At 55.3% G+C, this 26,557-nt stretch carries 20 protein-coding genes; 13 read left to right on the forward strand and 7 right to left on the reverse strand.

Translation table 11 applies throughout. The features are described 5' to 3' along the window. Positions 1-4 precede the first annotated feature (4 nt). Positions 5-868: a sulfotransferase family protein gene (locus ACR0AL_RS17030; RefSeq protein WP_170351171.1), complete on the forward strand. Its 864-nt coding sequence runs from the start codon at positions 5-7 to the stop codon at positions 866-868. Next, positions 865-2,028, forward strand: coding sequence for a glycosyltransferase (locus ACR0AL_RS17035; protein ID WP_480663979.1), 1,164 nt, complete (start codon positions 865-867; stop codon positions 2,026-2,028). Before ACR0AL_RS17030 ends, ACR0AL_RS17035 begins: the two co-directional genes overlap by 4 nt. Before the next feature lie 271 nt (positions 2,029-2,299). Here ACR0AL_RS17035 and ACR0AL_RS17040 read toward each other — a convergent pair whose 3' ends face one another. After that, the gene (locus tag ACR0AL_RS17040; RefSeq protein WP_170351173.1) at positions 2,300-3,061 is read right to left on the reverse strand and encodes a helix-turn-helix transcriptional regulator; all 762 of its coding nucleotides are present in this window, start codon (positions 3,059-3,061) and stop codon (positions 2,300-2,302) included. A 128-nt stretch (positions 3,062-3,189) separates the two neighbouring features. Here ACR0AL_RS17040 and ACR0AL_RS17045 point away from each other — a divergent pair, with 128 nt between their 5' ends. From ACR0AL_RS17045 to ACR0AL_RS17080, 8 genes are all read left to right on the forward strand, one after another. Further along, positions 3,190-5,166 carry a CocE/NonD family hydrolase gene (locus tag ACR0AL_RS17045; protein WP_480663981.1) on the forward strand — a complete coding sequence of 659 codons (1,977 nt, stop codon included), beginning with the start codon at positions 3,190-3,192 and terminating at the stop codon, positions 5,164-5,166. 21 nt (positions 5,167-5,187) lie between these two features. Then, positions 5,188-6,753, forward strand: a complete 1,566-nt coding sequence (locus tag ACR0AL_RS17050; RefSeq protein ID WP_480663983.1) for an ABC transporter substrate-binding protein — start codon at positions 5,188-5,190, stop codon at positions 6,751-6,753. 87 nt (positions 6,754-6,840) lie between these two features. Then, positions 6,841-7,779, forward strand: a complete 939-nt coding sequence (locus ACR0AL_RS17055; RefSeq protein WP_170351176.1) for an ABC transporter permease — start codon at positions 6,841-6,843, stop codon at positions 7,777-7,779. A 12-nt stretch (positions 7,780-7,791) separates the two neighbouring features. Further along, positions 7,792-8,649 (forward strand): ABC transporter permease, encoded by an 858-nt coding sequence (locus ACR0AL_RS17060; protein ID WP_170413240.1) that lies wholly within the window; start codon positions 7,792-7,794, stop codon positions 8,647-8,649. Next, positions 8,646-9,626, forward strand: coding sequence for an ABC transporter ATP-binding protein (locus tag ACR0AL_RS17065; protein ID WP_170362624.1), 981 nt, complete (start codon positions 8,646-8,648; stop codon positions 9,624-9,626). The genes ACR0AL_RS17060 and ACR0AL_RS17065 overlap by 4 nt, the downstream gene beginning before the upstream one ends. Continuing rightward, positions 9,623-10,546 (forward strand): oligopeptide/dipeptide ABC transporter ATP-binding protein, encoded by a 924-nt coding sequence (locus ACR0AL_RS17070; RefSeq protein WP_170362623.1) that lies wholly within the window; start codon positions 9,623-9,625, stop codon positions 10,544-10,546. The genes ACR0AL_RS17065 and ACR0AL_RS17070 overlap by 4 nt, the downstream gene beginning before the upstream one ends. 11 nt (positions 10,547-10,557) lie before the next feature. Next, positions 10,558-12,204 (forward strand): amidohydrolase, encoded by a 1,647-nt coding sequence (locus tag ACR0AL_RS17075; protein WP_480663985.1) that lies wholly within the window; start codon positions 10,558-10,560, stop codon positions 12,202-12,204. After that, positions 12,204-13,742 carry a M81 family metallopeptidase gene (locus tag ACR0AL_RS17080; protein ID WP_480663987.1) on the forward strand — a complete coding sequence of 513 codons (1,539 nt, stop codon included), beginning with the start codon at positions 12,204-12,206 and terminating at the stop codon, positions 13,740-13,742. Before ACR0AL_RS17075 ends, ACR0AL_RS17080 begins: the two co-directional genes overlap by 1 nt. On the opposite strand, the gene dld is transcribed toward ACR0AL_RS17080, so the two are convergent. From dld to ACR0AL_RS17100, 4 genes are all read right to left on the reverse strand, one after another. Further along, positions 13,718-15,412: a D-lactate dehydrogenase gene (dld, locus tag ACR0AL_RS17085; RefSeq protein WP_480663990.1), complete on the reverse strand. Its 1,695-nt coding sequence runs from the start codon at positions 15,410-15,412 to the stop codon at positions 13,718-13,720. The two genes, ACR0AL_RS17080 and dld, sit on opposite strands and share 25 nt — an antisense overlap. Next, entirely contained in the window at positions 15,409-16,593 is a 1,185-nt protein-coding gene (locus tag ACR0AL_RS17090) for an alpha-hydroxy acid oxidase (RefSeq protein ID WP_480663992.1), read from the reverse strand. The genes dld and ACR0AL_RS17090 overlap by 4 nt, the downstream gene beginning before the upstream one ends. A gap of 12 nt (positions 16,594-16,605) precedes the next feature. Continuing rightward, positions 16,606-18,675, reverse strand: coding sequence for a TRAP transporter large permease subunit (locus tag ACR0AL_RS17095; RefSeq protein ID WP_368040150.1), 2,070 nt, complete (start codon positions 18,673-18,675; stop codon positions 16,606-16,608). Between the two features lie 112 nt (positions 18,676-18,787). After that, complete coding sequence (locus ACR0AL_RS17100) at positions 18,788-19,837, reverse strand: TRAP transporter substrate-binding protein (RefSeq protein WP_170351184.1); 1,050 nt, start codon at positions 19,835-19,837, stop codon at positions 18,788-18,790. A gap of 326 nt (positions 19,838-20,163) precedes the next feature. Here ACR0AL_RS17100 and ACR0AL_RS17105 point away from each other — a divergent pair, with 326 nt between their 5' ends. The 3 genes from ACR0AL_RS17105 (at position 20,164) to ACR0AL_RS17115 (ending at position 22,342) form a co-directional block, all read left to right on the forward strand. Then, the gene (locus ACR0AL_RS17105; protein ID WP_170351185.1) at positions 20,164-20,949 is read left to right on the forward strand and encodes a FadR/GntR family transcriptional regulator; all 786 of its coding nucleotides are present in this window, start codon (positions 20,164-20,166) and stop codon (positions 20,947-20,949) included. Between the two features lie 56 nt (positions 20,950-21,005). Continuing rightward, positions 21,006-21,128, forward strand: a complete 123-nt coding sequence (locus ACR0AL_RS17110) for a hypothetical protein (RefSeq protein WP_302477200.1) — start codon at positions 21,006-21,008, stop codon at positions 21,126-21,128. Between the two features lie 359 nt (positions 21,129-21,487). Continuing rightward, the gene (locus tag ACR0AL_RS17115; RefSeq protein WP_480639204.1) at positions 21,488-22,342 is read left to right on the forward strand and encodes a Rossmann-like and DUF2520 domain-containing protein; all 855 of its coding nucleotides are present in this window, start codon (positions 21,488-21,490) and stop codon (positions 22,340-22,342) included. A gap of 146 nt (positions 22,343-22,488) precedes the next feature. On the opposite strand, the gene ACR0AL_RS17120 is transcribed toward ACR0AL_RS17115, so the two are convergent. Together ACR0AL_RS17120 and ACR0AL_RS17125 are read right to left on the reverse strand one after the other, a co-directional pair. Beyond that, positions 22,489-22,671, reverse strand: coding sequence for an AraC family transcriptional regulator (locus tag ACR0AL_RS17120; RefSeq protein WP_480639205.1), 183 nt, complete (start codon positions 22,669-22,671; stop codon positions 22,489-22,491). A gap of 98 nt (positions 22,672-22,769) precedes the next feature. Then, positions 22,770-26,453 (reverse strand): class I adenylate-forming enzyme family protein, encoded by a 3,684-nt coding sequence (locus ACR0AL_RS17125; protein ID WP_480663994.1) that lies wholly within the window; start codon positions 26,451-26,453, stop codon positions 22,770-22,772. Between the last annotated feature and the right edge of the window lie 104 nt (positions 26,454-26,557).

Genomic DNA, 26,557 nt, shown 5'->3' on the forward strand with positions numbered 1-26,557 from the left:
CGGGTTGGGTGCGCAAAAATCCGGTTCGACCTGGGTGCATTCCTATCTCGCTGCGGATTCGAATGCAGATTTTGGTCCGATAAAGGAATACCACGTCTGGGATTCGGTCCATTTGCCAGAAATGGCACACTACGATCATCGTGGGCGATCAGGTCTACGAAACGCAGGTGAATCCTTACTGCGCCGCGCGCTCCGCCGGTCTCCGTCTGTCTCTGCGGTTCGCGGCGCGTTACAGGATGATCTTGAAGGTTACTTCGATTTCTTCAAGGACTTGCTCAATCGTCCTGGGATTGCTTTAACTGGCGACATCACTCCAGCTTATGCAGGTCTACCAGCGTCAGTACTAGAAACCATTCGAGACGGCTTTGCCCATCGCGGCATTCCTATGAAAGCTATGTTTCTCATGCGCGATCCGGTGACGCGATGCGTTTCTGCAGCACAGATGAACCGACGCAAAAACACCCGCACCGAAGCTGTACAGCTAGATGGCGATTTGGATACCGCTGTACTGGCTTATGCACAATCACCCGAAGCGAGACTGCGAGCTGACTACGAACGCACCGTAACTGCGTTGCGACAAGTTTTTGCCGAAGATCAGTTGTTCTTCGGCTTTTACGAAACGATCTTTCAGCGAGATGAAATCGCCCGCCTGTCCGAGTTTGCGGGTGTCGCCTTCTGCCCCGAGCATGCAGAACGGCAGGTGAATGTGCATGCCAAAGCTGAATACGTCGGTGACGCGACCCAAGAACAATTGCGCATCATTTTCGATCCGACTTACAATTTTTGCGCAGAAATATATCCAGAAACCAAGGACATTTGGATGCCCGAGGTACTCAACCCGGAAACACTGGTGAAAACCGCCTCATGATCTATCCAAAACGCATCCGCATTGTCTCGCCAGTCTATCCCCGCCCCTATAAACCGGAATCCGGTCGTTTTGTTGCCAACCTTGCCGAGGGCTGGAGTGCCCAAGGTGTTGCTGTCGATGTGATTAGCGCGACTACCCTTTCTGAGCGCCTCAAAGGACGATCTCTCCGCGAAGATGTCTCAATCCCCGGCGTCAATACAGATCTGGTGCCGACGTTAGGCACCCCATTTGCCAAGCATTTACCCAAAGGGCTCTACCGCTTGCTGCTAGACCGCCACAACGACAATATCCTCTCGGGGTTGCGTGGTGGTAAGCGACCCGATCTGATCTACGCTCAATTTGCCGAGTCTGGGCAGTTTGCCCGTGTCGTTGCTCGGGAAAAGGGGCTGCCCTACTTCGTGGCTTTGGGCGAGTCCCATTCTCTGCTGAAAGGCACAACCGATACGGTTGAGATGCGCCGCACAGTTATACGTGACGCGGCAGGGATTGTCTGTGTATCACCGCGATTGCAGGATGAGGCGATAGAGCTGGGTGCCGATTCATCACGCGTGGAACTGATATTGAATTTCCCGAATTGGGCACGGTTTCGTCCGATGGATAAGGTCGAATGTCGACAAAAGCTTGGGCTGAGCCAAGATGCATTCATCCCGGTCTACGTAGGCCACTATTACGACCGCAAAGGAGCATCCCGGCTTAACGCAGCGCTGCACAAAATGACAAAGCCTGTCCAAGCTGCGTTTCTAGGTTCTGGACCGCTGGTGCCAGACTTTCCAGGAGTCATCAAGACAGGGAGCGTCAGCCATGAGGACCTTGCGTTATGGCTGAATGCCGCCGATGTGCTGGCCCTTCCAACTCTGGCCGAGGGCTGCTGCAACGCCATCGCTGAGGCCATGGCTTGCGCGCTTCCTGCAGTGACGTCGGATATTCCCGACGTCAGGTGGCAGGTGCCGGACAAAGGTGTGGTATTGGTGAACCCCTACGATATTGATGCTCTTGCCGCGGCACTGGATGAGCTTGCTGCCAACCCCCTCCGCGTGGCGGAAATGCGCGAATGCCTGTTGCCGTTGTCACAGGCAGATCGTAAAAAAAGTCGCCCATCTGAAATTCTGTCATGGATTCAACGGACGCTCGCCAACGACAGGATTCAATGCCCGGCGTAGTTGCCGTTTAGGCACTGCCAAACTTGTAGCATAACGTCCTTGAGAGTGGGTAGCGTCCCAGCCAAAATAGGACCTAAACCCAGCTTTAAGGGCTTCGAACTTCTGCGTGAAACAAACGTTTATGCGGTCTGGAACTAACATCGGTTTGCTCTCAATACAACAGGTGACGTTGAATTGCTGGTAGAGTGAGACGTCAAATTCAAACTTGGAGTTTGCGGTCCACACGAGCAACTACCTAAAAATTAGAGTTTATTTTAGTTCAACGACCGCCTCAAGCCTCGTGAAGGTGCTTTCTGACGGTTGGATCAATCCTATTGCTTTGGGCAGGATAGATTCCACAAGCAGCAATTGCCTCACGGGCGGTTACACGCTCGTGCAATCGTTTCCAGATTGCCTTGGCAGCGTAGGGATGCGGGTATGGGCGCCATGCGACGCCCATTGTCATGCCTCGCAGATATTTCAGCTGTTGACGGTGTGCGGAATACAAAATCGTATTGGCAACGCTACCTTCGCGCGTAAGCTCGTGCTCGGTCACGAATATCCTGTTTCCGCGCATTGTCACCAAACCGGCATAGCGTGAAATCTGGTGCGTGCTTTTGTCTGGAGACGTAGCAATTTCTCGGGAGCGGATCGTGAACAGCCCATCAACTTCCTGAATTCGGATCAATGAACAAAAGATCTTTCCTTCCCATGAAGGTGTGCAGAAATAGGAATGATAGAACCCCACGTATCGCCTGAGGTTTTTCTGTTGACCCCGAAAAGGTTCCAAAAAAGCATCCGTTGGCGTTGTTCCGGTATGTGACAGGGCGCCTTTTAGCATCAGTTCGAAGACGCCGGTTTCAGCGAATAAATCGGCTTCTGTCAGGTCGAAATGACGCGCAATGCGACGCATGTTGTACGCGGAAGGCAGACTGGCGCCATTCAAGTAACGATTGAATTGCTGTCTGTTGACGCCGATATCGCGACAAATCTGCGAAATGTTCCCATGTTCTGCGCATAACGACCGCAGGTTGGCAGAAAAATTCTCGGACACAGGCAAAACCTTTCGCGTTCTGACGCGGTATCACTGCAAATAGCGTCAATCCGCGTAAGATCGCACAATTTGTTTTGTCTGCAAATCGGTTTCTTCTTCGGTATCGGCCCACAACAGATAAGTCTCAGATGCCAATCGAAACCATCGAAAACACATGGATCACCCTTGCGGACGGGCGGCGGCTTGCCGCGCGTATCTGGTTACCCGAAACAGATCCGGCCCCGGCCATTCTGGAATACCTGCCATATCGCAAACGCGATGGCACTGCGCCAAGAGATGAAACAACACACACAGTTTTTGCTGAAGCAGGATATGCCTGCATCCGCGTCGACATTGCTGGGACCGGAGACAGCGAAGGGCAGTTTGACGACGAGTATTCCGAGCAGGAACTGCGTGATGGCGAGGAGGTCATAGCCTGGATTGCCGCGCAGGATTGGTGTGACGGGTTTGTCGGGATGATTGGAATATCGTGGGGCGGGTTTAACGGTCTGCAACTGGCCTTTCGACAACCACCTGCGTTGAAAGCCGTGGTCAGTGTCGCTTCGACTGTGGATCGCTATGCGGATGACATCCATTTTATGGGTGGATGCCTGCTAAGTGACAATATGAACTGGGGCAGTCAGATGTTTGCGTACCTGACCCGCCCTGCTGATCCTGAACTTCGCGCGGATTGGCGAGAGGATTGGCTTGCCCGACTGCAAAACGTCCCATTCTCTGCGGCGGATTGGTTGCGTCATCCGACACGGGACTCTTTCTGGAAGCACGGCTCAGTTTGCGAGGATTGGTCCGCGATCCAGACCCCTGTATTGGCAATCACTGGCTGGGCAGATGCTTATGTCAATGCACCCCCGGCTTTGGTCGCGAACCTAACCGTGCCCGCTAAAGCCGTCATTGGACCTTGGGAACATCGCTACGCGCATATCTCGAAACTTGATCCGGCGGATTTTCACTCAGAAGTCATCGGCTGGTTTGATCGCTGGCTGAAAGGGCAAGAAAATGGCGCCGAGGATTTGCCTGCGTATCGGACCTATATGCAGGAACACTTCAACCCAACAGCGCATAACAGCCCTCGGCAAGGTCGTTGGATCGCTGAGGCGACATGGCCTTCGCCTCATGTCTCTGAACAGGTCTGGCATCTGACAAAGGGCGGTTTTTCGCAGGAGTCGACGTCTGGCACGGTCGCTATCGCGTCGCCCTGTCATATTGGTGCCGATGGGGGGTATTTCTGTGCAGGCATGCGGATCGACAACGAACTTGCGGGCGACCAGGCCAGGGACGACGCCCTGTCGGTTTGTTTTGACAGCGCGCCGCTGCAAGCTCCGTTAGAGTTACTGGGGCGTGCAAAGCTGAAGTTTCAATTTTCAGTGGATCAACCAGTGGCACAACTGGTCGCGCGGTTGTGCGACGTCTCGCCTGACGGTGTATCGCAGCGGATCAGCTATCGGTCTTTGAACCTGTGTCACTACCACAGTCATGAGACGCCGCAAACGCTGGAGCCAGGTCAGATTTACGAGGCCGAGATAGCCCTGAATGAATGCGCGCATCACTTACGCCGGGGCCATGTGTTGCGGCTGGCCCTGTCTACATCTTACTGGCCGATCGTCTGGCCGGCGCCGAATTCTGCCGAGGTGACATTGCACTTGCAAGATTGCGCCCTGCATCTGCCGGTGCGCGAGGTCACACGCGAAATTAATGCCTCGGAACCGGGACCGGCACAGACATATCCGGTTCTGGAAGCTGAACCTTTGCGTCCACCTTCAGCCCAATCCGAACGCATGATGACCGACGATGGTCGAGTGGTTCTGGAAACGTTCGATGACTACGGCAAGACGCGCGATCCTTATCATGATCTGATTGTCGGCAGCGATGTGCGAATGCACTACGGTATCCACCCCGATGATCCCGCCACCGCCGTCTTCGAGACCGCCTGGAACTTTACCTTTGAGCGGGTGGATTGGCAGGTGGCCATCTCGACCGAGTGCCGCATGACCTGCGATGCGCAGAATTTCTACCTCTACCGCAAACTACGCGCCACCGAAGGCGCAGACGAAATCGAAGTTCTGACAAAGGAATGGTCGGAAACCATTCCGCGCGGGCTTCTTTGAATTAATCCAAGGGAGGATACTATGAAGATCGAATGGACAAAGGCCAATATCGGTCGCAGGGGGTTTCTGAAAGGCGCAACCGCGCTTGGGGCCGCAACCGCGCTTCCGATGGGGTGGGCGGACCGTGCGTTTGCAGCAGATGACGGTGTTTTGCGTGTGCGGGCTTATGGTGATGCACAGAACATGGATCCGGCCCATTCCGTTGGTGTTGTTGAAGAGGAAGTACATGCTTCGATCTACAACAAGCTGATCCAGTACAAACCGGGCGAGGAATGGGGCTGGCAGCTGGATGCCGCAACGATGATTGAGCAGGTTGATCCGACCCACATCAAATTCGCACTACGTGACGATATCGGGTTCACCAACGGTTTTGGTGCCATGACCGCCGAGGATGTCAAATTCAGCATGGAACGGGTCGTGGACGACGCGACCGACAGTCCGAACAAGCCCGACTTGGGGCCATTCAGCCATGTTGAAGTAACTGGTGAACGCGAAGGGACAATTGTTCTGAACAAACCGTTCGCACCGATCTGGTCGATCGCGCTGCCCTATATCACCGGAAACATCGTCTCAAAAGCGGCAGTCGAAGCCGCCGGTGGCCGGATCGGGGCTGATCCGGTTGCAGAGTCCGGGCCGTACCTGCGGGACAGTTGGTCACCCAAGGAAAAGACGGTTCTTAAGCGCAACCCTGATTGGAAAGGGGATGCGCCGACCTGGGATACTGTCGAGATTTATCCAATTGACGATGAAAACACAGCCGAGATTGCGTTTGAGGCAGGTGAGTTGGATGTAACCCGCGTGTCGCTGGGCTCGGTCGAGCGGTACCGCGCCGGTGTTCCGAATGGCGGATCGCTGGTTGAAAAACCCTCGCTTTATTATGTCTGGTTGGGAATGAACGTCGAGCATCCGAAGCTGCAAAATCAAAAACTGCGGCAGGCGATCCAGCACGCGGTGGATGTACCCAGCATTCTAGAGGCCGCCTATTTTGGTGCCGCTGATCCATCGACCGGCATCATTGCACCGGGTCTTGCCGGGCATCGACCTTCTTCGCTTGTGCCACCCGAGGCGAATTTTGAAAAAGCGGCGCAGTTGCTGGCGGAATCCGGTGAAACCAATGTTACGCTGACCCTCGATACACTGAACAAGACGACCTTTACGACAACCGCCCAGATCATTCAGGCGACACTGGCGCAGATCGGGATCACGGTTGAGGTGAATGTTCTAGAATCCGGGGCGTTCTGGGCGTCTGGGGACAATGAGAACCTTCAGCTTGTACTGAATCGCTATTCCATGACCCCAGATCCGTACTATGCGACGTCGTGGTTTACGCCCGAACAGATTGGCAAGTGGAACTGGGAGCGTTTCAATAGTCCTGAATTCAACGAAATCCATGAAGCCGCGGCTGCGGAAACGGATATCGCAAAACGGGCTGAAATGTATCAGCGCGCGCAGGACTTGATGGAAGATAGCGGTGCCTATCGCTTTATCACCCACGAGGCGACACCGGTCATACACAGCGCACGTGTCGTTCCTGCGTTGCGGCCGGATGGCCTGTCCCTGCTTCGCTATTTCGGCAAGGCGACCTGATCTCCCCAGGTCGACCGAGGTGCGGCGGGCGCGTAACGCTCGCCGTACCAAAAACAAAGCCACCAAGCCGCAAGGAGCCAGTTGGCCATGCTGAATTTCGCAACCCGTCGCTTCGGGCTGTCGCTGCTTATCCTCTTCGTGGCGGTGACCGTCATGTTCCTGATGATCCGCGCCGTGCCAGGCGATCCGGTCCAGATCATGCTGGGCCCGCGCGCCACGCCCGAGCTTCAGGCTCAGCTAACTGCGGCGCTGGGGCTTGATCAACCGATCTGGAAACAACTTTTGATCTTCTATGGAAACCTCCTGCAGGGTGACCTTGGCACTGACGTCTTCTCGGGCCGTTCCGTGACCGAGATTGTGTTTCAGCAATTGCCTTTCACTCTGGAGCTGATCTTTGCGTCTATCCTGTGGTCTGCAAGCTTGGGCATTGCGCTTGGTGCCTATGCGGCTGCGCATCCTAACACTTTGATCGACCGGATCGCTGCTGCAGTATCCGTCAGCTTTGTTGCTGCGCCGGCCTTTGTTGTTGCACTGTTGGCGCTGCTTGTTTTTGCCGTGCATCTGCAATGGTTCCCTGCCATTGGCGCGGGCGAAGGGTTCTGGGATCGACTGGACCATCTGGTCCTGCCGGCCTTTGCCATAGGGCTCAGCTGGGTTGGCTATATTGCCAGGCTTGTGCGGGCTTCGATGCTGGAAGTTATGGGCGAAAGCCATGTACGCACGGCCCGGGCCTTTGGTATCGCCGAACGTCGCGTGGTCATGGTTTACGCGTTGCGTATTGCCATACTGCCAGTGGTTACCGTGATTGGGGTCGGGATGGGCTTTCTTCTCAGCTCGGCCGTTTTCGCAGAAATCGTCTTTGCCCGCCCCGGGCTGGGAAAGTTGGTGATCGATAGCATCACGACCCGCAACTACCCGATTGTCATGGGTTCGGTCCTCGTATCCACCGCGCTGTTCGTAGTGTCGACCGCATTGGCTGATCTGATCAATGCGTTGCTCGATCCACGTGCGCGTACGGCTCATTGAGGAGGGGGAGTTATGGAAAAATCTCGTTCTGAACTGAGCCAGATCATCGTCGGCGTCGCCCGTGACCCGCTTGGCTTAATGGGCTTGATCATCGTTGGCATCATAGTGTTCTGCGCGATATTCGCGGCCTGGATCGTGCCCTATGACCCGATTGCGATGGATATCAAATCCCGCATGCAAGGACCGTCCGCGGCGCATCTGCTGGGAACCGACCAGCTAGGTCGTGATACGTTTTCGCGTGTGATTGCCGGAGGCCAAGTCGCGCTCAAGGTGGCTTTGCCTGCTGTGTTTGGTGCCATGGCGATTGGCCTGACGCTGGGTATGATTGCAGGGTACGGGCCGAAGTGGCTCGACAATCTTTTGATGCTGTTTTTCGATACCATTCGGTCCTTTCCGACCGTGATGTTCGCGCTTGCTGTTGTGGCCCTCGTCGGGCCGAGCCTTCAGACCGTGGTGTTTGTGGTCATGGCGACCTCGATCCCGACCTATGGGCGGGTGGCGCGAACCCAGACGCTGACGCTGCGCAACTCCGAGTTCATACTGGCCGAACGCTCGATGGGGGCCAGCATGGCGCGCATCTTGGGTGTGCATATGCTGCCCAACATCATTGGCGTTCTGGCGGTACTGGCGGCGATGGACATCCCCACAGTTATCGCGCTTGAGGCTGGCCTCTCCTTCTTGGGACTGGGTGTCAAACCCCCAACCCCCAGCTGGGGAGCGTTACTGAAGGACGGTTATTCCCTGATCCGCCAGACGCCTTGGCTGGTAGTGGGCGGCGGCCTGCCAATCATTCTGGCAACGCTTGGGTTCACCTTCCTGGGTGAAAGCCTGCGCGACGTGGTTGACCCGAAACTGAGGAAACAGAGATGACCGATATACTTCTGGAAATCGACCACCTCAGCGTCGACTACGAAACAGGACGCGGCGACCTGAAGGCCCTGCGGGATATCACTTTCAACGTCAACAAGGGTGAAATTGTCGGCATTGTTGGGGAATCTGGTTGTGGCAAATCCACCTTGATTTCATCTATCCTGCGTTTGACCGCACCCAATACGCGCTTCCGCGAAGGAGAGGTTAGGTTCAAGGGGCAGGATTTGCTGCAAGCCTCTGAGCGTCAGATGCGTGACCTGCGTGGGGCGGATATATCCATTGTCTTTCAGGATCCGATGCAAACGCATAATCCGGTTCTGACTATCGGGCAGCAGATGCTGGACATTCAGCACCGATCCAAGCAATCCAAAGCGGACAAACTGGCCCACGCAGCCAAGATGCTGGGTGCCGTTGGCATTCCCGATCCCGAAGCGCGATTGAAACAATATCCCCACGAATTCTCGGGCGGGATGCGCCAGCGGATCGCGATTGCGATGGCGTTGATGTCCGAACCTGACCTGTTGATCGCGGATGAGCCGACAACTGCATTGGACGCAACGCTTGAGGTGCAGATCATTGAGCGCCTGCAAGAACTACAACGCGAATTTCACTGTGCCATCCTGTTTATCTCGCACCATCTGGGTGTGATTGCTGAACTCTGCGACCGGGTGGTGGTGATGTATGCCGGTGCAGTTGTCGAAAGCGGCGACGTGCGGGAGATTTTTCACAACCCCAAACACCCCTACACGCGCCGTCTTATAGAATGCGACCCCGGTCACATCAAAGAGCGCGCCCGTATATTGCCGACCATCCCCGGCGAAGTGCCCGATCTGGCCAACCTGCCAGGTGGCTGCATTTTCAGAGATCGTTGCGATCAAGCGATGGCACGCTGCGCGAGTGAGGTGCCCCCTTTGGATCAACTAAAAGAAGGCCATCATGCTGCGTGCTGGCTGAACCATGAGGAGGCCACAACATGAGCTTGCTGAACGTCGTGGACCTTAAAACCAGCTATGGACCGGTCAATGTTCTGGCGGGCGTCAGCTTTACCGTAGAACCCGGCGAGACCTACGCGCTGGTTGGTGAAAGTGGCTCTGGCAAAACGACGGTTATTCGCGCCATCGCGGGACTTGCCCCGGCGCAGGATGGTTCGGTCACTTTCGAAGGCCAGGAAATTCGAGGCGCGCCGGAAAAGGTCATGCGTCCGCTTCGCAAGGACATGGCCATGATGTTTCAGGACCCGGTCGGCAGCCTCTCGCCACGCTTGACGATCCGCAGCCTGATCACAGAACCCTATCGCATTCAGGGTATGAAGGACCGCGATCTGGATGCAGAGGCCAAGCGCCTGCTGGAAATGGTCAACCTGCCCACGCATTTTGCGGATCGTTATCCTTACCAGCTGTCTGGCGGTCAGGCACGGCGTGTGGGCGTGGCCCGTGCGTTGGCGCTGGAGCCCAAGCTGATCCTGGCGGATGAACCAACCGCTGGCCTTGATGTGTCGGTGCAGGGCGAATTGCTGAACCTGCTCAACGATCTGCGTGAAAGGCTGGGTTTGGCGATGGTTATCATCACACATAACCTCAGCGTCGTGCGCCACGTGGCCGACAGGATGGGCATCATGTATCTGGGCCGATTGGTCGAAGAAGGCACAACCGAGACGATTTTCAACGACCCGCGCCATCCTTATACGCGCTGTCTTCTGAGTGCCAATCCAGAGCCCGACCCGGATGCGCGATTGGAACGGATCGCTCTTAAAGGTGAACCCCCCAGCCTGCTCAAGCGCCCTTCCGGGTGCGAATTCCGCGAGCGCTGTCCTTTTGCCAAGGATATCTGCACCCAGACACCAGAATGGGAAGTGGGCGAAGGCCACGGCCTGCGTTGTCTGGCCCCGCTGTCCTAATAGGAAGTCCAATGCCAAGCACACTCTATTTCAATGGCACAATCCTAACGATGGATGCACAGAACTCTTCGCCTGAGGCAGTTTTGACTGCAGGTGACAGAATCCAGGCGGTAGGGTCCGAAGCTGACCTGCGCGCGCGCATGCCTTCTGATGTCCAAGAGCATAACCTGCAGGGGCGCACTCTGATTCCTGCGTTTATCGACCCACACGGGCACTTCCCGGATCCGGGGTTTATCCGACTGTTCCGTGTTGACCTGTCCCCGCCCCCATTGGGGGATTGCACACAAATGACCCAGGCGCTGGACAGACTTCGAGAGAAAGCCGACGCGACGCCCGAGGGTGAATGGGTCATGGGGGTGTCGTTTGACAATACGTCCATTCTAGAACACCGAATGCCCACACGGGCCGAGTTGGACGACGTATCATTACGCCATCCCATCTGGGTTATCCATGCGTCGGGTCACAACGGGGCCGCAAATTCCATCGCACTCGAGAGGCGCGGGATAAACCGTCATACCCCTGACCCGGAAGGTGGCCGCTTTGGTCGCGATCCCGATACCGGCGCCTTAACGGGGTTGATCGAAGGACTATCGGCCATGGGTGAGATGGGCGACACGGATTTCCTTATCAACCGGGAAAGATTCTGGCAGGGCTTTGATGCCTGTCGTGACGAATACCTGGCCCACGGCGTAACCTATGCGCAGAATGCCTGGACTTCGCAGGCCATGCTGGATCACTTTGCCAGTTTGCCCGCGGATCAGGACCCGGGAATAGACATCGAGCTTTTACCCATCGCAAGCCTGGAGCCCAAACTAAGCACGCATTGGATCGGCGCGAATTGGCCCGGCAACCCACATTTTACACTGGGTCCGCGCAAGCTGTTCACGGATGGGGCGTTTCAGTTGCAGACCGCCTATCTGTCGGCCCCCTATTATCGACCGATAGATTCGGATCATCCATGCGGAATGGTCTACACCTCGCAACAGCAGCTGGATGCTGACGTTCGCAAGCTTCATGAAAAAGGTCTGCAAATTCATTGCCACTGCAATGGCGATGCCGGCGCCGAGATGTTCATTGATGCGGTTGAAAAAGCCCTGCAGGCGCACACCCGCGCAGATCACCGCCATACCATTATCCACGGTCAGGCCCTGCGGGATGATCAGCTAAGGCGTATGGCCCAGCTTGGCCTGACCGTCAGCTTCTTTCCCGCTCATGTGTATTTTTGGGGGGATCGCCACTTTGACACCTTCCTGGGGCCCGAGCGGTCTGCGCGAATTTCCCCTGCGGCGTCAGCGGAAAAGTTCGGCGTTCGATACACGATCCACAACGACGCCTCGGTCACGCCGACACGTCCGATCCACTTGGCCCATTGCGCGGTAAATCGCAAAACCGCTTCGGGCCGTATGCTTGGCGAGGGTCAAAAGATCAGCGTTCTGTCGGCCTTACGCGCACAAACTATCGACGCAGCCTGGCAAGTCTTCAAAGAGGATCAGCGCGGGTCTATCGAGCCGGGTAAGGTCGCTGATTTCGCCATTCTTTCGCGTAACCCCTTGCACGCCCCGGATCACCTGACAGACACGCGAGTGCTGGAAACAATTCGCAACGGTCAAATAGTATTTTCAGCACTGCCCACCGAACAAGAAGTCGAGCACACCTAATGACGGCCAAGCGTATCGCGATCGCGGGGTTTCAGCATGAAACCAATTGCTATGGTGTGACAAAGGCTGGTCTGGCCGAGTTTGAGATGGCGGATTCCTGGCCTAGTATGCTGCTGGGCGCGCAGGTTATTTCAGAAACGGCTGGCATGAACCTGCCCGCCGCAGGTTTTGCTGCAGCGGCTACCGCAGTAGGGTTTGAAGTCGTGCCGATACTGTGGTGTTCGGCAGAGCCATCTGCTCATGTAACCGATCACGCCTTCGAAACGATTTGCGGGATGTTATTGGATGGAATCCGCGCTGCGGGTCAGATTGACGGCGTGTATCTTGATCTGCACGGCGCGATGGTCACCGAAAGCCTAGCTGATGGTGAGGGAGAGGTTTTGCGTCGCGTCCGCAATCTCGTGGGCCCAGAAATTCCAGTGGTGGCAAGTTTGGACCTGCATGCCAACATCTCGGCGCAGATGGTTGAACACGCAGATTACCTGTCGATCTTTCGCACCTACCCTCATCTGGATATGGCGGAAACAGGCGCAAGGTGCGTTCCTGTACTACAGCGCTTGCTTGCTGATGAAACACTGAGCAAAGCGTTTCAAGCGGTGCCATATCTTATTCCGCTGCATGCACAATATACCGGCTCTGCGCCATTCGACGAAATCTATCAATTGCCAGCAAGATTCGAGCAGCAGGATGTACTGACAGAAATCGCGCTTGGCTTTACGGCGGCGAATTTTCCCGACACCGGCCCGTCCTGCGTTGCCTACGCAACCACAGCGAATAAAGCGGCCGCTGCCGTTGAAGATATCGTCAACTTGTTTTTGGCCCGGGAAACCCGCCTTGATTGTTCCATGCTGTCTCTGGAAGAAGCTATTTTGACAGGCCGCCAAAGACGGGAAAAGCCGGTTGTATTGGCTGATGTTCAGGACAACGCCGGTGCGGGTGGGACGTCTGACACCACTGGATTGCTGGCAGCCCTGATAGAGGGTGGAGTCACAAGCGTTTTGATGGGCCTATTCAATGATCCCGAAAGCGCAGAGCAAGCCCATGCGGCGGGTGAAGGTGCATTGGTCAATCTGGCTATTGGTGCAAAATCCAACTTGGCGGGTCACGTTCCGGTCAAAGCAGAGTTTGAAGTTCTGGCATTGGGTGATGGCACATGTCGCTATACGGGTGAAATGTATGGTGGTGGCATTGCAACGCTCGGCAAGACGGCGGCCCTTCGGTTGGTTGGGCACAAGGCCGAGATTGATCTTGTCGTCACAAGTATACGCAACCAATGCCTGGATCGCGCGCATTTCACGCATATTGGTTTAAATCCAACGAGTTATTCGGTGATTTGCGTGAAGAGTACAGCCCATTTCCGAGCAGATTTCGAACCTATTGCAGAAGAGGTTTTTGCGGTTTCTTCACCAGGTACCTTTCTCTGCGACCTGAAAAAAATCCCCTACACCCGTATCACCAGAAGGCTGCCCATCGCTGCTGGGTCTGCTGCTGACGACGTTCCCGACACTGTTGGTTATTCGGGTGCAACCCCGGCATAGTTCCGTGCTTTGGACATCTTTCCAATTCCGGGGTTGAACGAATTGGTGGGATCACAACATTTGTAATGTGCCGCCAGATCGGGTTTCGCGGCATACAGGTGGCCCACATTGTGTTCGGCCGGATATTCCGCGCCGCGCGCATCAAACAATTTGAGCATCGCCGCCTTCAATGCCTTAGGGTCCGCCCCTTTTCGAACCACATAGTCCTGATGCATCACGTGGCACATGAAATGTCCATAATAGAGCTTGTGGACAAGCTGATTACTTATCTCGGGTGGTAGGTTTTCCAGCCAATCCTGATCATTGCGTCGCAGGGCAACGTCCAAGGCGATGATGTCCTCAACCTCATCTGCGTGAATGGCCATATAGCGCACGGCGGCCCCCGCAGCGGCGAAACGGTGCAGCCCCGCAATCTTGGCCTCACGCGCTGTGCATTCAAGGAAATCGGCGTCGCGATCTTCCAGAAAGCCGGGCAACCAATTGGCCGCTTCATCTATCCCGGCATCCTTCATTTTAAGGATCAGGTGATGTTCAAACCGGTCGCGGAAACCCAGCATTCTTTTGGGCAGAACTCGTGGCCACAGCGCCACCGCCATTTGCATGAAGCGGTCGGTAAAATTGCGCAGGAACGGAACCCGTCGCAATCGCGCATCCACAGCCCCTTTCATGGCAAAAAACATCGGTAGGCGGTCAGTGCCTAGCTTATCAATCATCACGACCGTGTCCTTGCCATAGCGCGCAGTGATATCGAACACGTCGCGGTGCATGTATTCTGCGGACACTGGCAAGACTTTAAACTCGGACAGAATGTGGCGGCGTAGGGCGGCCAGATCACCGGGATCGTTGGCGCCGATGTAAAACACCTTCTCAGCGTTGTTCTTCGGAAAAGTATCGAGGCGCACGGCGAATACGGCCAACTTTCCAGCAGACCCAGCGGATTCGAACAGTTTCCCCTTGTCGGCGTTGAACCGCGCCGGCGTTTGAGCATCCACATCGCGCACGATCAGCGCATAGTCACTGGCCGAGGCGCGTTTATTAGAGGATTCTGGTGTCCGGTTGAAGGTTCCGGCGTCCAGATTGGTCAGAATTTCTTCGGGCGTCTCGCCCAGATCAATACCCAGATGATTGACCAACTCTAGATCACCCTGTTCGGTGATCCGGGCATAGACCGAAAGTTCGGTGTAAACTGGGCCGCGTTCGACCAGGGAACCTCCCGAGTTGTTACAGACCCCACCAACAATCGACGCCCCGATACAGGACGACCCAATTACCGAATGCGGCTCGCGTCCCAGCGGAGCCAGTAGTTTTTCCAGTGCGAAAAGTGTGGCACCCGGAAAGCTGACAATCTGCGCGCCGTCATTCAACGGAACCAGGGTGTCCATCCGGCAAGTGTTTATCAGGACCACATCTCGGTCATAGTGGCCGGACGGGGTCGAGCCCTCGGTCAGGCCAGTGTTGGCCGCTTGCATGATGACGATTTTATCCGCCGCGACGCAGGCTTGCAGCACTCTCCACTGTTCCAACAGCGTACCCGGTCGGATGACACACAATGCCTCGCCCTCACCCGAGCGAAAGCCGCGGCAAAACCGTTCAGTCGCGCGTTTGTCGGTCAGGACATGGCGAGAGCCGACGATGGCGCGGAACGTCCCGATCAGGTCCTCATTGGTCATGCTGCGTCCCTTTGCACATTCAAAGTGGGCGCAGTGTCCCTGAACCGGACATTATTGCGGTTCAACTGGTCGATACGTGTCACACCCATCAGTTTCATATCGCGTTCAATCTCGGCCTGCATCAATCCCAACGCGCGTTCGACACCTGCCTGCCCCGCAGCGGCAAGCGGATACAAATAGAGACGCCCTACCCCAACGGCCTTTGCCCCCAGCGACAGCGCCTTCAACACATGGGTTCCGCGCTGGATACCGCTGTCCATCATCACGTCCAGCTTGTCACCGACCGCATCGACGATCTCGGCCAGTTGGTCGAACGGCGTGCGCGAGCCGTCCAACTGACGACCGCCATGGTTTGACAGGATAATCCCGGTGCATCCGATCTCGGCCGCGCGACGCGCGTCTTCAACGGTCATGATCCCTTTCAGGCAGAATTGACCGTCCCAATCCCGCACCATCTGTGCGACGTCATTCCAGGTCATCGACGGATCCAGCATGTCGGTGAAATACCCGCCGATCGAACTCGCGCCTCCACCCATGTCTACATGTTCCTCTAACTGCGGCAGGCGGAATTTCTCGTGGGTTACATAGTTGATCCCCCACATCGGCTTGATTGCGAACTGGATCATACCCCCCAACGTCAGCCGGAACGGGATCGAAAAGCCGGTGCGCAGGTCACGCTCGCGATTGCCGCCGGTGATGCTGTCGACGGTCAGCATCATAACCTCGACACCGGCCTCTTTGGCGCGCTGCATCATGGCGGCGTTCAGGCCGCGGTCCTTGTGGAAATAGAATTGATAGACCTGTGGGTTCTTGTGTTTCTTTCGCAGCTCTTCCAGCGGCACAGTGCCTAGCGAGGACACGCCGAACATGGTGCCGTATTTCTCGGCCGCTGCGGCCACCGCGCGTTCGCCCTGATGGTGGAACAGGCGCTGCAGTGCTGTGGGCGAACAATAGACGGGCATGTCCAGCTTTTGCCCCATCACGGTAACGGACATGTCCACGTCCTTCACCCCGCGCAGAACAGAGGGCAACAGATCGCAACGGTCGAACGCGTTGGTGTTTTCCCGATAGGTCACCTCATCATCGGCGCCACCGTCGATGTAGTTGAAGATTGGCCCCGGCAACCGTTGCTTGGCCAGCCGCCGGAAGTCGTGGAAGTTGTGACATTGGCTCAAACGCATCACGAGAACTCCTTAATAGGCGACCGAAGGCAACCAGGTGGCAAGGGTCGGCCATAGGAAGACCAGCGCCAGACCGGTAAGCTGCAGCAACACAAAGGGGATGATCCCTTTGTAGATATGCATCAGTTTGATCTCGGGCGGGCAGACGCCTTTCAGATAGAACAGCGCGAAACCTACGGGCGGTGTCAGGAAGCTGGTTTGCAGCGTCACCGCGACCAGGATCACGAACCACACCAGCGCGGGTTCATCCAGAACGCCAAAGCCCGGGATGTCGATGCCAAGGCCGTTCACGATTGGGCGCATCAGGGGCAGCACGATCAGCGTGATTTCGATCCAGTCCAACACAAACCCCAGCAAGAAGACGATGAACAGGATAAAGAGGATGGTACCGTTTGCATTGAATCCGGTGGATTGCACCACATGCTCAATCAACTCGTCACCGCCCAGTTCCCGCAGGACATACGAAAACACGGTTGCACCAAGGAAGATGGCAAAGATGTAGGCGGTGGTGTTGAAGGTCGACACCAGCACGTTCCACAACTTGTGGAAGGTAAGCTTGCGATAGCCCAGTGCCAACAGCGTCGCACCCAGTGCGCCGATGCCTGAGGCTTCGGTCGGAGTGGTCAAACCAGCAAAGATCGAACCCAGAACCGCAAGGATCAGCATTAGCGTCGGGATGACGGCGATCATAACGTCTTTGACCGCAGCCCAGTCGGGGGCTTTCGCGCCTTCGGGCACGGGGGCCGCGTCACGTTTCACCAGTGCGAGTATGAAGATGTATGTCAGGTAAAGGCCACCAATGATCACACCCGGGAAGACCGCGGCCATGAACAGGTCACCCACCGACAGCGCCATCTGGTCGGCCATGATCACCAGCATTATTGAGGGCGGGATCAGAATACCCAGAGTACCGGATGCCGAGACCACGCCCGCCGCAAGCGTCGGCTGGTATTTCTGTTGCATCATCGACGGCAGGGACAGCACGCCCAGCAACACCACAGATGCACCGATGATACCGGTCGAGGCCGCCAGAATGATACCGATCAGGGTAACGGTGATGGCCAATCCTCCACGCACTGTACCAAACAGGCGCTGCATCGAGGACATCAGACGTTCCGCAACACCGGATTCGTCCAGCATCAGACCCATAAAAATAAACATCGGCAACGCAACCAGAACCGCATTGGACATCGTCGCATAGACACGGTTCACAACCGCACCAAGGGTCAGATAGTCGAGCCCTGTAAAGGTGCTCTCCAACCCGGTCCACAGCATCAGATCGTTGTCGAACAGATAGGCCAGACCACAATAGGCAACGCCGACACCCGCCAGAACCCAGGCCACCGGGTATCCAGTAAACAACAACGCGATGAAGGTCAGGAACATGGCGATGACCAGCTTTTCCTCGGTGGTTTCCACCAAGAAGGTCAAGCCGACGCAAACAGCGGCAAACACGGCCAGAACCAGCAGGATACGACGCAAAGATGCACCTTCGCGCTCTGAGGCCGGTCCATACAAAAGCGCGTGCCCATCGTGGATCAGTCGCGCAAGCGCCGCCAGTGCTAGAAGAACAAAGCTGATCGGGATTACTGCCTTGAAAGCCCAGCGGGCAGGCAGGCCGGTTGGGCTGTCCGAGCGTTCATTGACCCGGAAGCTTTCGTAGAAATAGTCGTACCCCTGATCGATCATCAGATAGATGAACGGGGTCAACAGGGTAAGAATACCGATCACCTCGATGACTCGCTGCGCCCGGCGTGACAGCTGCATGTGCAGAACATCGACGCGCACGTGACTGTCGGTGATCAAAGCATAAGAGATGCCGATCATCGTCACGATGCCGTAGAAATGCCACTGGATCTCGTCCAACTTGGGGTAGTTCTGGCTGAGCAAATAGCGCAGAGCGACCTGGGTGAAAATTGCCCCCATCAGCAGGACATTTGCCCACATGACCACATGGCCGACAGCCTTGACGCTTGCGTCTATCGCGACCGCAATCTTCTGACGGTCGGTTTCGGGGTGTTCCAGGATGCCTTCGTAGGCTTCGACCGGATCGGTAAGGTTGTTCTGTGTGGTCATGGTCATACCTCGCTCAGCAGCCCGACGCGCGGGCAGTGAAAGGATAGAAATTCCGAAGATCAGGAAATAAGAACCGGAGCGACGGATCCCGCCGCCCCGGTTGCGTCAGCAAGGGAGATTACTGACGAGGGAGGAACGCGTTCGTTTTCCAGAGGTCGTAACCGTCGCGGAACTCGTTCATATCGGCCAAAACCTGAGCGAAGAAGGCGTCGTTAGCGGCTTCTTCTGCTGCAACCTCTTCCCAAGTTGTGCGGAAGGTATCCAGCATCTCAGGCGACCACTGTTTGATGGTGACACCGTTGTTTTCAATATTGTCGATCAGCGCAGCGTGCTGAATGGCTTCGCCTTCGGCAAAGCTGTCCGCCATCGAAGCTTTACAGGCGCTTTCAATGATCGCTTTGTGCTGGTCGCTGGTTTCGTTCCAGACGTCCTTGTTAATCAGCAGTTCGAACACAGTTGCCTGCTGATGCCAGCCGGGGAAGTAGTTGTATTTCACCAGCTTGTGGAACCCCAGACGCGCGTCGATGGCAGGCATCGAAAATTCGGTCGCGTCGATCGCGCCTTTTTCCAGCGCAGGGAAGATCTCACCACCTGGCAGCAGCGAGGTCGCCACGCCCAGTTTCTGCATCACTTTTCCACCCAGACCAAAGAAACGCATCTTCAGGCCGTTCAGGTCTTCGGGTGAATTGATCTCGGATGCGAACCAGCCCGAAGTTTCAGGCGCAATGATCGCGCAGGGCAGAACTTTGACGTTGAAGCCCGCCTGATCATACATCTCTTGGTAAAGAGTCAGGCCGTTGCCGTAATACAGCCAAGCCATGTATTCGCCCGCCTCGGGGCCAAAAGGAACGGCCGAGAACAGCGGCGCGGCAGGGATTTTACCCGCCCAATATCCGGCCGTAGTGTAGCCAGAATTGATCTTGCCGGTAGATACAGCGTCAAGAATTTCAAACGGCGGAACCAGTTTGCCTGGCTCGTAGACTTTCATCTTCAACGTACCGCCCGACATCAACTCAAGCTGTTCGGCAACGCGCGGGATCGGTGAACCCAGGCCCGGCAGCTCGGTCGAAAAGGCAATCGGGGTTTTCAGCAACAGTTTGTCTGCGGCAACTGCAGGTGCGGCCAGCAGGCTGGCAGCTACGGCGAGGCTCGTCAGGGTCTTCTTCATGAATTCTCCTCCAGGGTAGGTCGGAACATTGTCCCGATCAGCGGCGCAGGTCCCTCCCACACCATTCCGGTGGTAAACTAACTTTACCAATAAAAACCAGTCAACAACTTTATTTACCATTGGAATTAAGTCGACGTAACAACGCAGTCACCTCAGCTACAAACGTCACTCGCAAAGAAGAAAAGAAAATCGATCAAATTACGTTCAAAAACAGTCATCTGTGATACGGTGATCTTCCGGATCTCACTGCTTGAATCTAAACAGATTATGGTTATATTTATTTACCAGTGATCTTTACTTAAGACATCGAACAGAGGCACAGCACCATGAGCCCCACAGCGATATTTGAACCGGTTGGACACGAATCACTGGCCGAGGCTGTTGTGTCTCAGATCGAAGATTTGATCGCCTCGGGCATCCTGAAACAGGGTCGCAAACTGCCTTCGGAACGAGACCTCGCGGAGATGCTGCGCGTTTCGCGCCCGAAACTGCGCGAGGCTCTGTCTGTTCTGGAAGAGCGCGGCTTGGTCACGACGCAACATGGTGAAGGAACCTTTGTCGCGGCTCTGACAGGTCAGGCCATGATGCCGGCACTACTCGCACTTTATGAGAGACATGAGCCCGCCTTTTTCGATTATCTGGAATATCGGCGCGAACAGGAAGGCTTTGCCGCCCGCCTTGCAGCGCGCCGCGCGACAAAAGCAGATCAAGAGAGGATTGCCGAGATTTTGGTCGAAAATGAACGCGCCTGGCGTGAAAACGACACCAAAGCCTCTCAAGAGGCAGATTTTGCGCTGCACTCTGCAATCGTCGACGCCAGCCAGAACGCAACACTGATCCATATCATGGCTTCAATCTACGAACTTACGCGCAAGGGCGTATTCTACAATCGCGACTTTCTTAAGACGATCGATGGCACCGGCAAGAAGCTGCTGGATCAACATATGGAGCTTGGCCGGGCGGTAATCGACGGCGACGAGGAACGTGCAGAAAAGGCCGCAACCGACCACATCGATTTCGTCGAGGAGTCCTTTAGGTTGGGGATCGAACGCAGCCGCAGGGAAGCAATGGCTGAAAAACGCCGTCTGCTGTCGGATCAAAAACCTTCGTAGCGCTTTCAGATCATGAGGATGGGCCACACATCTTTGCCTAAGGAAAATGCGATCTGTTGCCCAAGGCAGCGCAGCCGAATATTCCGCTGCTGGTTGTTGGTGGGTCACAACAATCGATCCCGTGGATTGCCGAACATCTGGCTCAGGCCGGAGCAAAACTGCGCGATAACAAAGTCTAGTGGATCAGCGAATTTGTCGACCGTTGTATAAAGATAGCCCTGCGCGCTTTTCTACTTGGGGCTAGTCGCATCTAGCCACCGGCGACATTCGCACTGTTCAAGTAGAAGCCAAGTATTTTCATAGCTGTTCCCATATTTCGCAATTGATGGATGTCGATCAGGGTTTTGCAAATTTTAACAATCGCAAAGATCATCTGTGACATGTCTGATCCTTTCTGACGGATGATCGATTGCGGCAACCACCATCTGAAGCTACAAGCCCTGAATGTAAAACTGCGCGGTCCCAAAATCTTTGAGGCGGACCGGGAAGCCACGTGGCATATTGCACCTATCGAATTTTCGCATTGGACCGAGTGGATATGGACCAGATCAAAGCAAACCTGATCGGCGCGGGCCGGGTCGGCCAGACCTTCCTGAGCCTGTTGAACTCATTACCATATTGCCAAATTCAAGACGTCCTGAGCGCGCGTTTCGCTTCCGCTCAGGAAGCCGTTGAGAGGGCAAACGCCGGTCATGCCGTGCAAAGCATTTCCGATTTACGCCCCGCCGATCTTTGGGTCATCGCTGTCCCTGATACTCAGATAGCAGCGGTTGCCTCTGATCTGGCAACAAAGCTTTCCGCGACAGATGGCACACCAAAACCACCCATCGCCTTTCACTGCAGCGGGTATTTTGCGGCCGATGAAATGGCTCGGCTGCGCGGATTGAACTGGCGTCTGGCAAGTGTCCATCCGGTTCTGTCCTTTGCAGATCCCGACAAGGCAAAGGATCAGTTCAAGGGTGCGCTATGTGGGCTGGAAGGAGACGCCGACGCCCTTGAATTCCTTCGGCCCTTGTTGGGCAATCTTGGCGCTGAATGTTTTTCGATCCGTTCCGACGCCAAAAGTCTTTATCACGCCGGGGCTGTGATTTCGAACAATTTTGCCGTGGTATTACAAGCAATTGCGCAAGAAGCATGGACGGTAGCCGGCGTTTCGGAAGATGTTATCGCGCCATTGAATGCCAAACTGATGGAAAGCACTGCTCAGAACGTCATTGCCCTGGGCCCCCGACGCGCGTTGACCGGTCCAGCAGCCAGAGGAGACGATGAAGTTGTCACCTCGCAGGGCAAAGATGTTGCGGACTGGCACCCTGATGCTGGGGAGGTTTACCGAATTTTGAGCGACATGGCCCGGTCACTCAAAACGAGTGGCGTAACCAAATCTGATCGTTGAGTTTCGATAGTCAGTTTTCGAGAGATCGCATTGCCCCAGCAAGAACCAAAAGAAGATGGTGGAGCAGCGCGTGATCTAAAGGCCTGTTTCAATTTCAGTGGTTCCTCGTCGGCCTGGTCAAAATTCAGTGGTGTTTTCTAACTCAGCTATGTCGGAGTGTTCTGATCGGGGAACCGTTCTCTCGGGGCAGCTTTGCTGTTGACGTTCAGTACCTCTGTCGGGCCGACACTGAAAACTTTGCGGAATGTAGCGGAAAAGGCGCTGGTACTGCCGTACCCAAAATCCTGTGCCACAACACCGACGGGCGTGTTTTTGGCAAACGCTTCCAAAACACTCCTCTGGGCCGGAACCTTCCAACATTCCTAGCAGGCTATTGACCCTCAAACTGTTTCAGGCGCTGCGTCAATAAAGTCCGACCCTAGGAACATCAGTTTTCAGACCGCGAGTTAACACAGGCTTTCGGTCCAAGAGCTTCTGCAAGCTCGCGCCAGGTCGCTGATTCCTGACGATCAAAGACATTTGCGGGTGGGATATTTCCAAACTTTTCTTCAATGCTCAGCATGAGTATCAGACTAAGGATGGAATCGAGAAACGGGTGTGTGTTGTCGGGATCAAAACCTGCGCGCGGGACCAACCCCTCGTGATCTGCGAAGTTTCGCAACACCTCAAGCATTGGGGACAGAGATGACTCAGACACAGTAGCAGCCTTCGGTTGCCGCGTTGGCAAACCAGATGTGTCTGCCCCCCCATTTTCCAATATTGATCGAAGCCTTTTACGATCCAATTTCCCACTGGGAAGACGCGGCAGTTCCTCTGTGTGTACAAATCTCAATGGCGCGGCGGCGGGAAAGAAATTTTCGGTAATGGCCTGCCGCAATTCCTTTTCCAGAATGTCGACATCCTTGCGTTTGGTTTCAATGGCAATGGCAACCGCATCTGCCTCGCGAATTTGCGCGACGGTGACAAAGGCCCGCTCGATCCCTGCTACGTTTTCTGCAATTTCGGTAACGGCATTCAGCGACAGTCTACGCCCCCGGATGTTAACCACATCATCCACTCTTCCTAATACATCTAAACTCCCGTCAGGCAGAATGGTCACCCAATCATCAAGAAGAATGGGATCCTTGAGTGGATCAAAAACCGGCTCACCTGCCTGCAAATTCTTGAAATTGCCCAGGGTCCGGTCGTAGCCAACGGCCTTGACCCGGCCAATTTCGCCGGGTTGCAAGTCGTGACCGTCTGCATTGACTGCTTTTGCACCAGCCAAGAACATTCCACCCGGAGATCCCTGATACTTGGCAAAACCTTCGGCGGGAAGCTTTCCATGTGAAACTTCAATAAACTCCGAAGCGCCGTAGGTCGCGTTTAGTTCAGCTTTGGGAAAACGCTTCACTAAATCCCTGATGAGACGCGCGCGACTCGGTTCCCCCCAGGGGTAAAAGACGAACAATCCGGGCAAAAACTCGGGTGAGAAATCGGGGTTTTGCAACATACCGTGCAATACGCTGCACGGTGCGGATAAAGCTGTGGTGGACGTTGCGACCATAAGATCACAAAGCTGCTTTAGATCGGAGAACCCGGTGATTGGAGGCAGAACAATCGTGTGCCCCCCCACAAAAGCAGGCAGTGTTTCCAGCGCAGTTGCCGTGTCCCAACGCACAACTGTTAGCAAAGTTTGCGGCCGATCATAATCGAACACCCGCATCCGCGAGGCCATGCCCGCTGCCAGGACAACGCCTTTGGGCTCGCCCGAGCTGCCAGACGTGTAAACAACATAGGCGGGACACCGAAGATCAAGGGGTGGTAAAGCCGGGGCTTCGGCAAAACTGTCTAAAAGAAAGTCCAGAGCAGCTGCGTCGCAATCGTCGCCGATGATCACAGCGTTCACATTCTCAAGCTCTGGGTTTGAAGCTATCAAACGACTCCAAAGTGAAAACGTGACAAGAACCAAATCAGGGTCAAACGCTTTCAGGCGATCGACAAGCTGTTCGTTTGAATCCTCTGGCAGACCAACGCAAAGCAGACTTCCGGTTGCCGTCGAGGCCAGTTGCGTCACAATTGCCGCAGGGCTGGCCGGTAGCAGGCACAAAACCCGGTGTTGGCACCCAAATTTACGCACGGGGTCTGAGTGATTGGGGGCAATATCCTGAAAATGCAACAACATGCTGGACATGCGCAAACACAGGCTTGCCAAAACCCCATAGGTGATAAACCCAGACGCGGTTTGAATAGCGACATGGTCCGGGTCATGATTGGATAGCCAACACAACTTACTACGGCGCACCGTGTCGCTGCGCGTCCAGGTTTCCAAATCAACCAGTTCGCGCCTTGGCATTGCTCCTCCGTAAGCGGCGATCAAGTGCCGCTGAACCGGCATTTTCTGTGTCAAAACAAAGCTTCGGCAAGTGCGGGCCAGTTGCTGGGTAAGCCACAACCGCTGAACCAGATTTGAACCCGAACGAGGCGGCAGTTTGAGCGGGACGAGGTCAATGATCGGCACGCCATCCTCGTCAATCCATGTCGCAGCAAAGCAGACATCCGCACCGCTGGAAATCGCAAGTTGCGCCGGAAATCCGGGCAATTTGCCGGGGCGTAAAAGCCACGGTACCAACAACCGTTTGCCGGGGGCTCTTTCTCCGTCGAAGTATATTTGAAGCACTCCGCCCGCCCGCAAATGGTCCAGGTATCGGTTTGAGTAGGAATTGCGTTTCGTCACCCGCCGACCCGATAAAGTGATGTCGTAGCCTTCGCGACGCGCGGCGGTCAGAAAGTCCGAGGGTTCAGCAGGGTCGCCAACTTCGGGTGCAACCTCGACAAGTGTTTGTACCGGCTTCCCCATTCCCGCCAATGCGACTTGCAAACGTCTTGAAGCGAAAGTCAGGTTCTGAGAGTGAGGCGAGTACACTACGATCCCGTTGGCGTTTTCAGCATTTTTTTCCAGCCAGGATTTTGCCCGATCGGTAAGCGCAGAGCCGACACCGTATGCTACCCCTTTCGACGAGGTTGCATAGTCCTGATCTGCTGGAAATGCGGTGGGCATTGATTCTGGACCAACCACGCGCACACCCTGAGTTTTCGCCACCTCAATCAATGGATCATTTCCAAACGACACCCAACCCCTCGCAAGGCGTAACAGTTTGTCGAACAACCGCTTCTTGGCCGCGTTCCTTTTTGGCGGAGATATTCGACCCGACATCGCACGAGTAAGCGATGCTTCGACATGATAGGTTTTACCGTCTGAGATTGCCTCATCCAGCGCGTTAACCAGATGCTTTTCATCGACCCAATGCCAGTGTGACAAAATCACGAAACGCGCCATTGGTGGAAGGGGCGATGCAGAAATAATCAGCGTGGATTTGTAGCTGGCATCCAAACCATCGTTCAGAAAAACAACCAATGACAGGGCGCGCTGGGGATCCTTAGAAATGTCGCAAAGCAACGCATCGATATCTGAAGTGTTCCCTGCTTCGTTGGCCAAAAGGGCATTCACAATTTCCTGGTTAGCTGTTCGCCACTCCGTTTCAAAAGGTTGTTCAGAGCCGGGTTTTCCAACCGAAGCTTCGCCAGGACGGCCCGCCAGCCTGTGACCGCATTCCGAAATTGGATCCCCAGTCTCGTGCCTGATTAAGCGTGTCCTAAGCGGTTCATATTTCTCACGCAGTTCGGTCTTATTTTGCGTCAACAATTTGCGCGCGCTATCGAAGGCGCGTAAGCCAATAAGGCTTTGAACTCTTTGCACAATACGATCGGAGTTATCATCCGGCGTGCCGACAATCGCCTTGTTCACCACATTTGGGTATTGGTCGTTCAACGAGCCCGCTGCATCGTCAATTGCCTGTGACAATTTCCAACGGGGGACTTTTGCAAGACCCACATCCCGCATTGATTTCAGAACAAGTCGGCCCAACCTTCTGCGCGGTGTTGCGCCAAACAAAAAAAGCAACCAACCGACTGCGCAAATCTGGTTTTGTCGTACCTGGTAACCGAAATCTGGGCTGGAGAGGTTTGAATTTGGGTATTCAGGCGAAGTCTCTGCTTGCCGATCCAAACCCACGGCGATTGCGCACAGGGTTTTTTCTAACGTACTCGCGCTGCCATCATTCGGCGTCATCTGACTTTTCCTGCCCCAAATTAGCTGTTTGGTCGCGATCCCTTTTCAAACCCTTGGTTTCCGCTTTGAAGCTAAGTCTTATTGCGTCGTCAGCCGGGGTCAAA

It is taken from the genome of Ruegeria sp. BB1 (assembly GCF_056539465.1).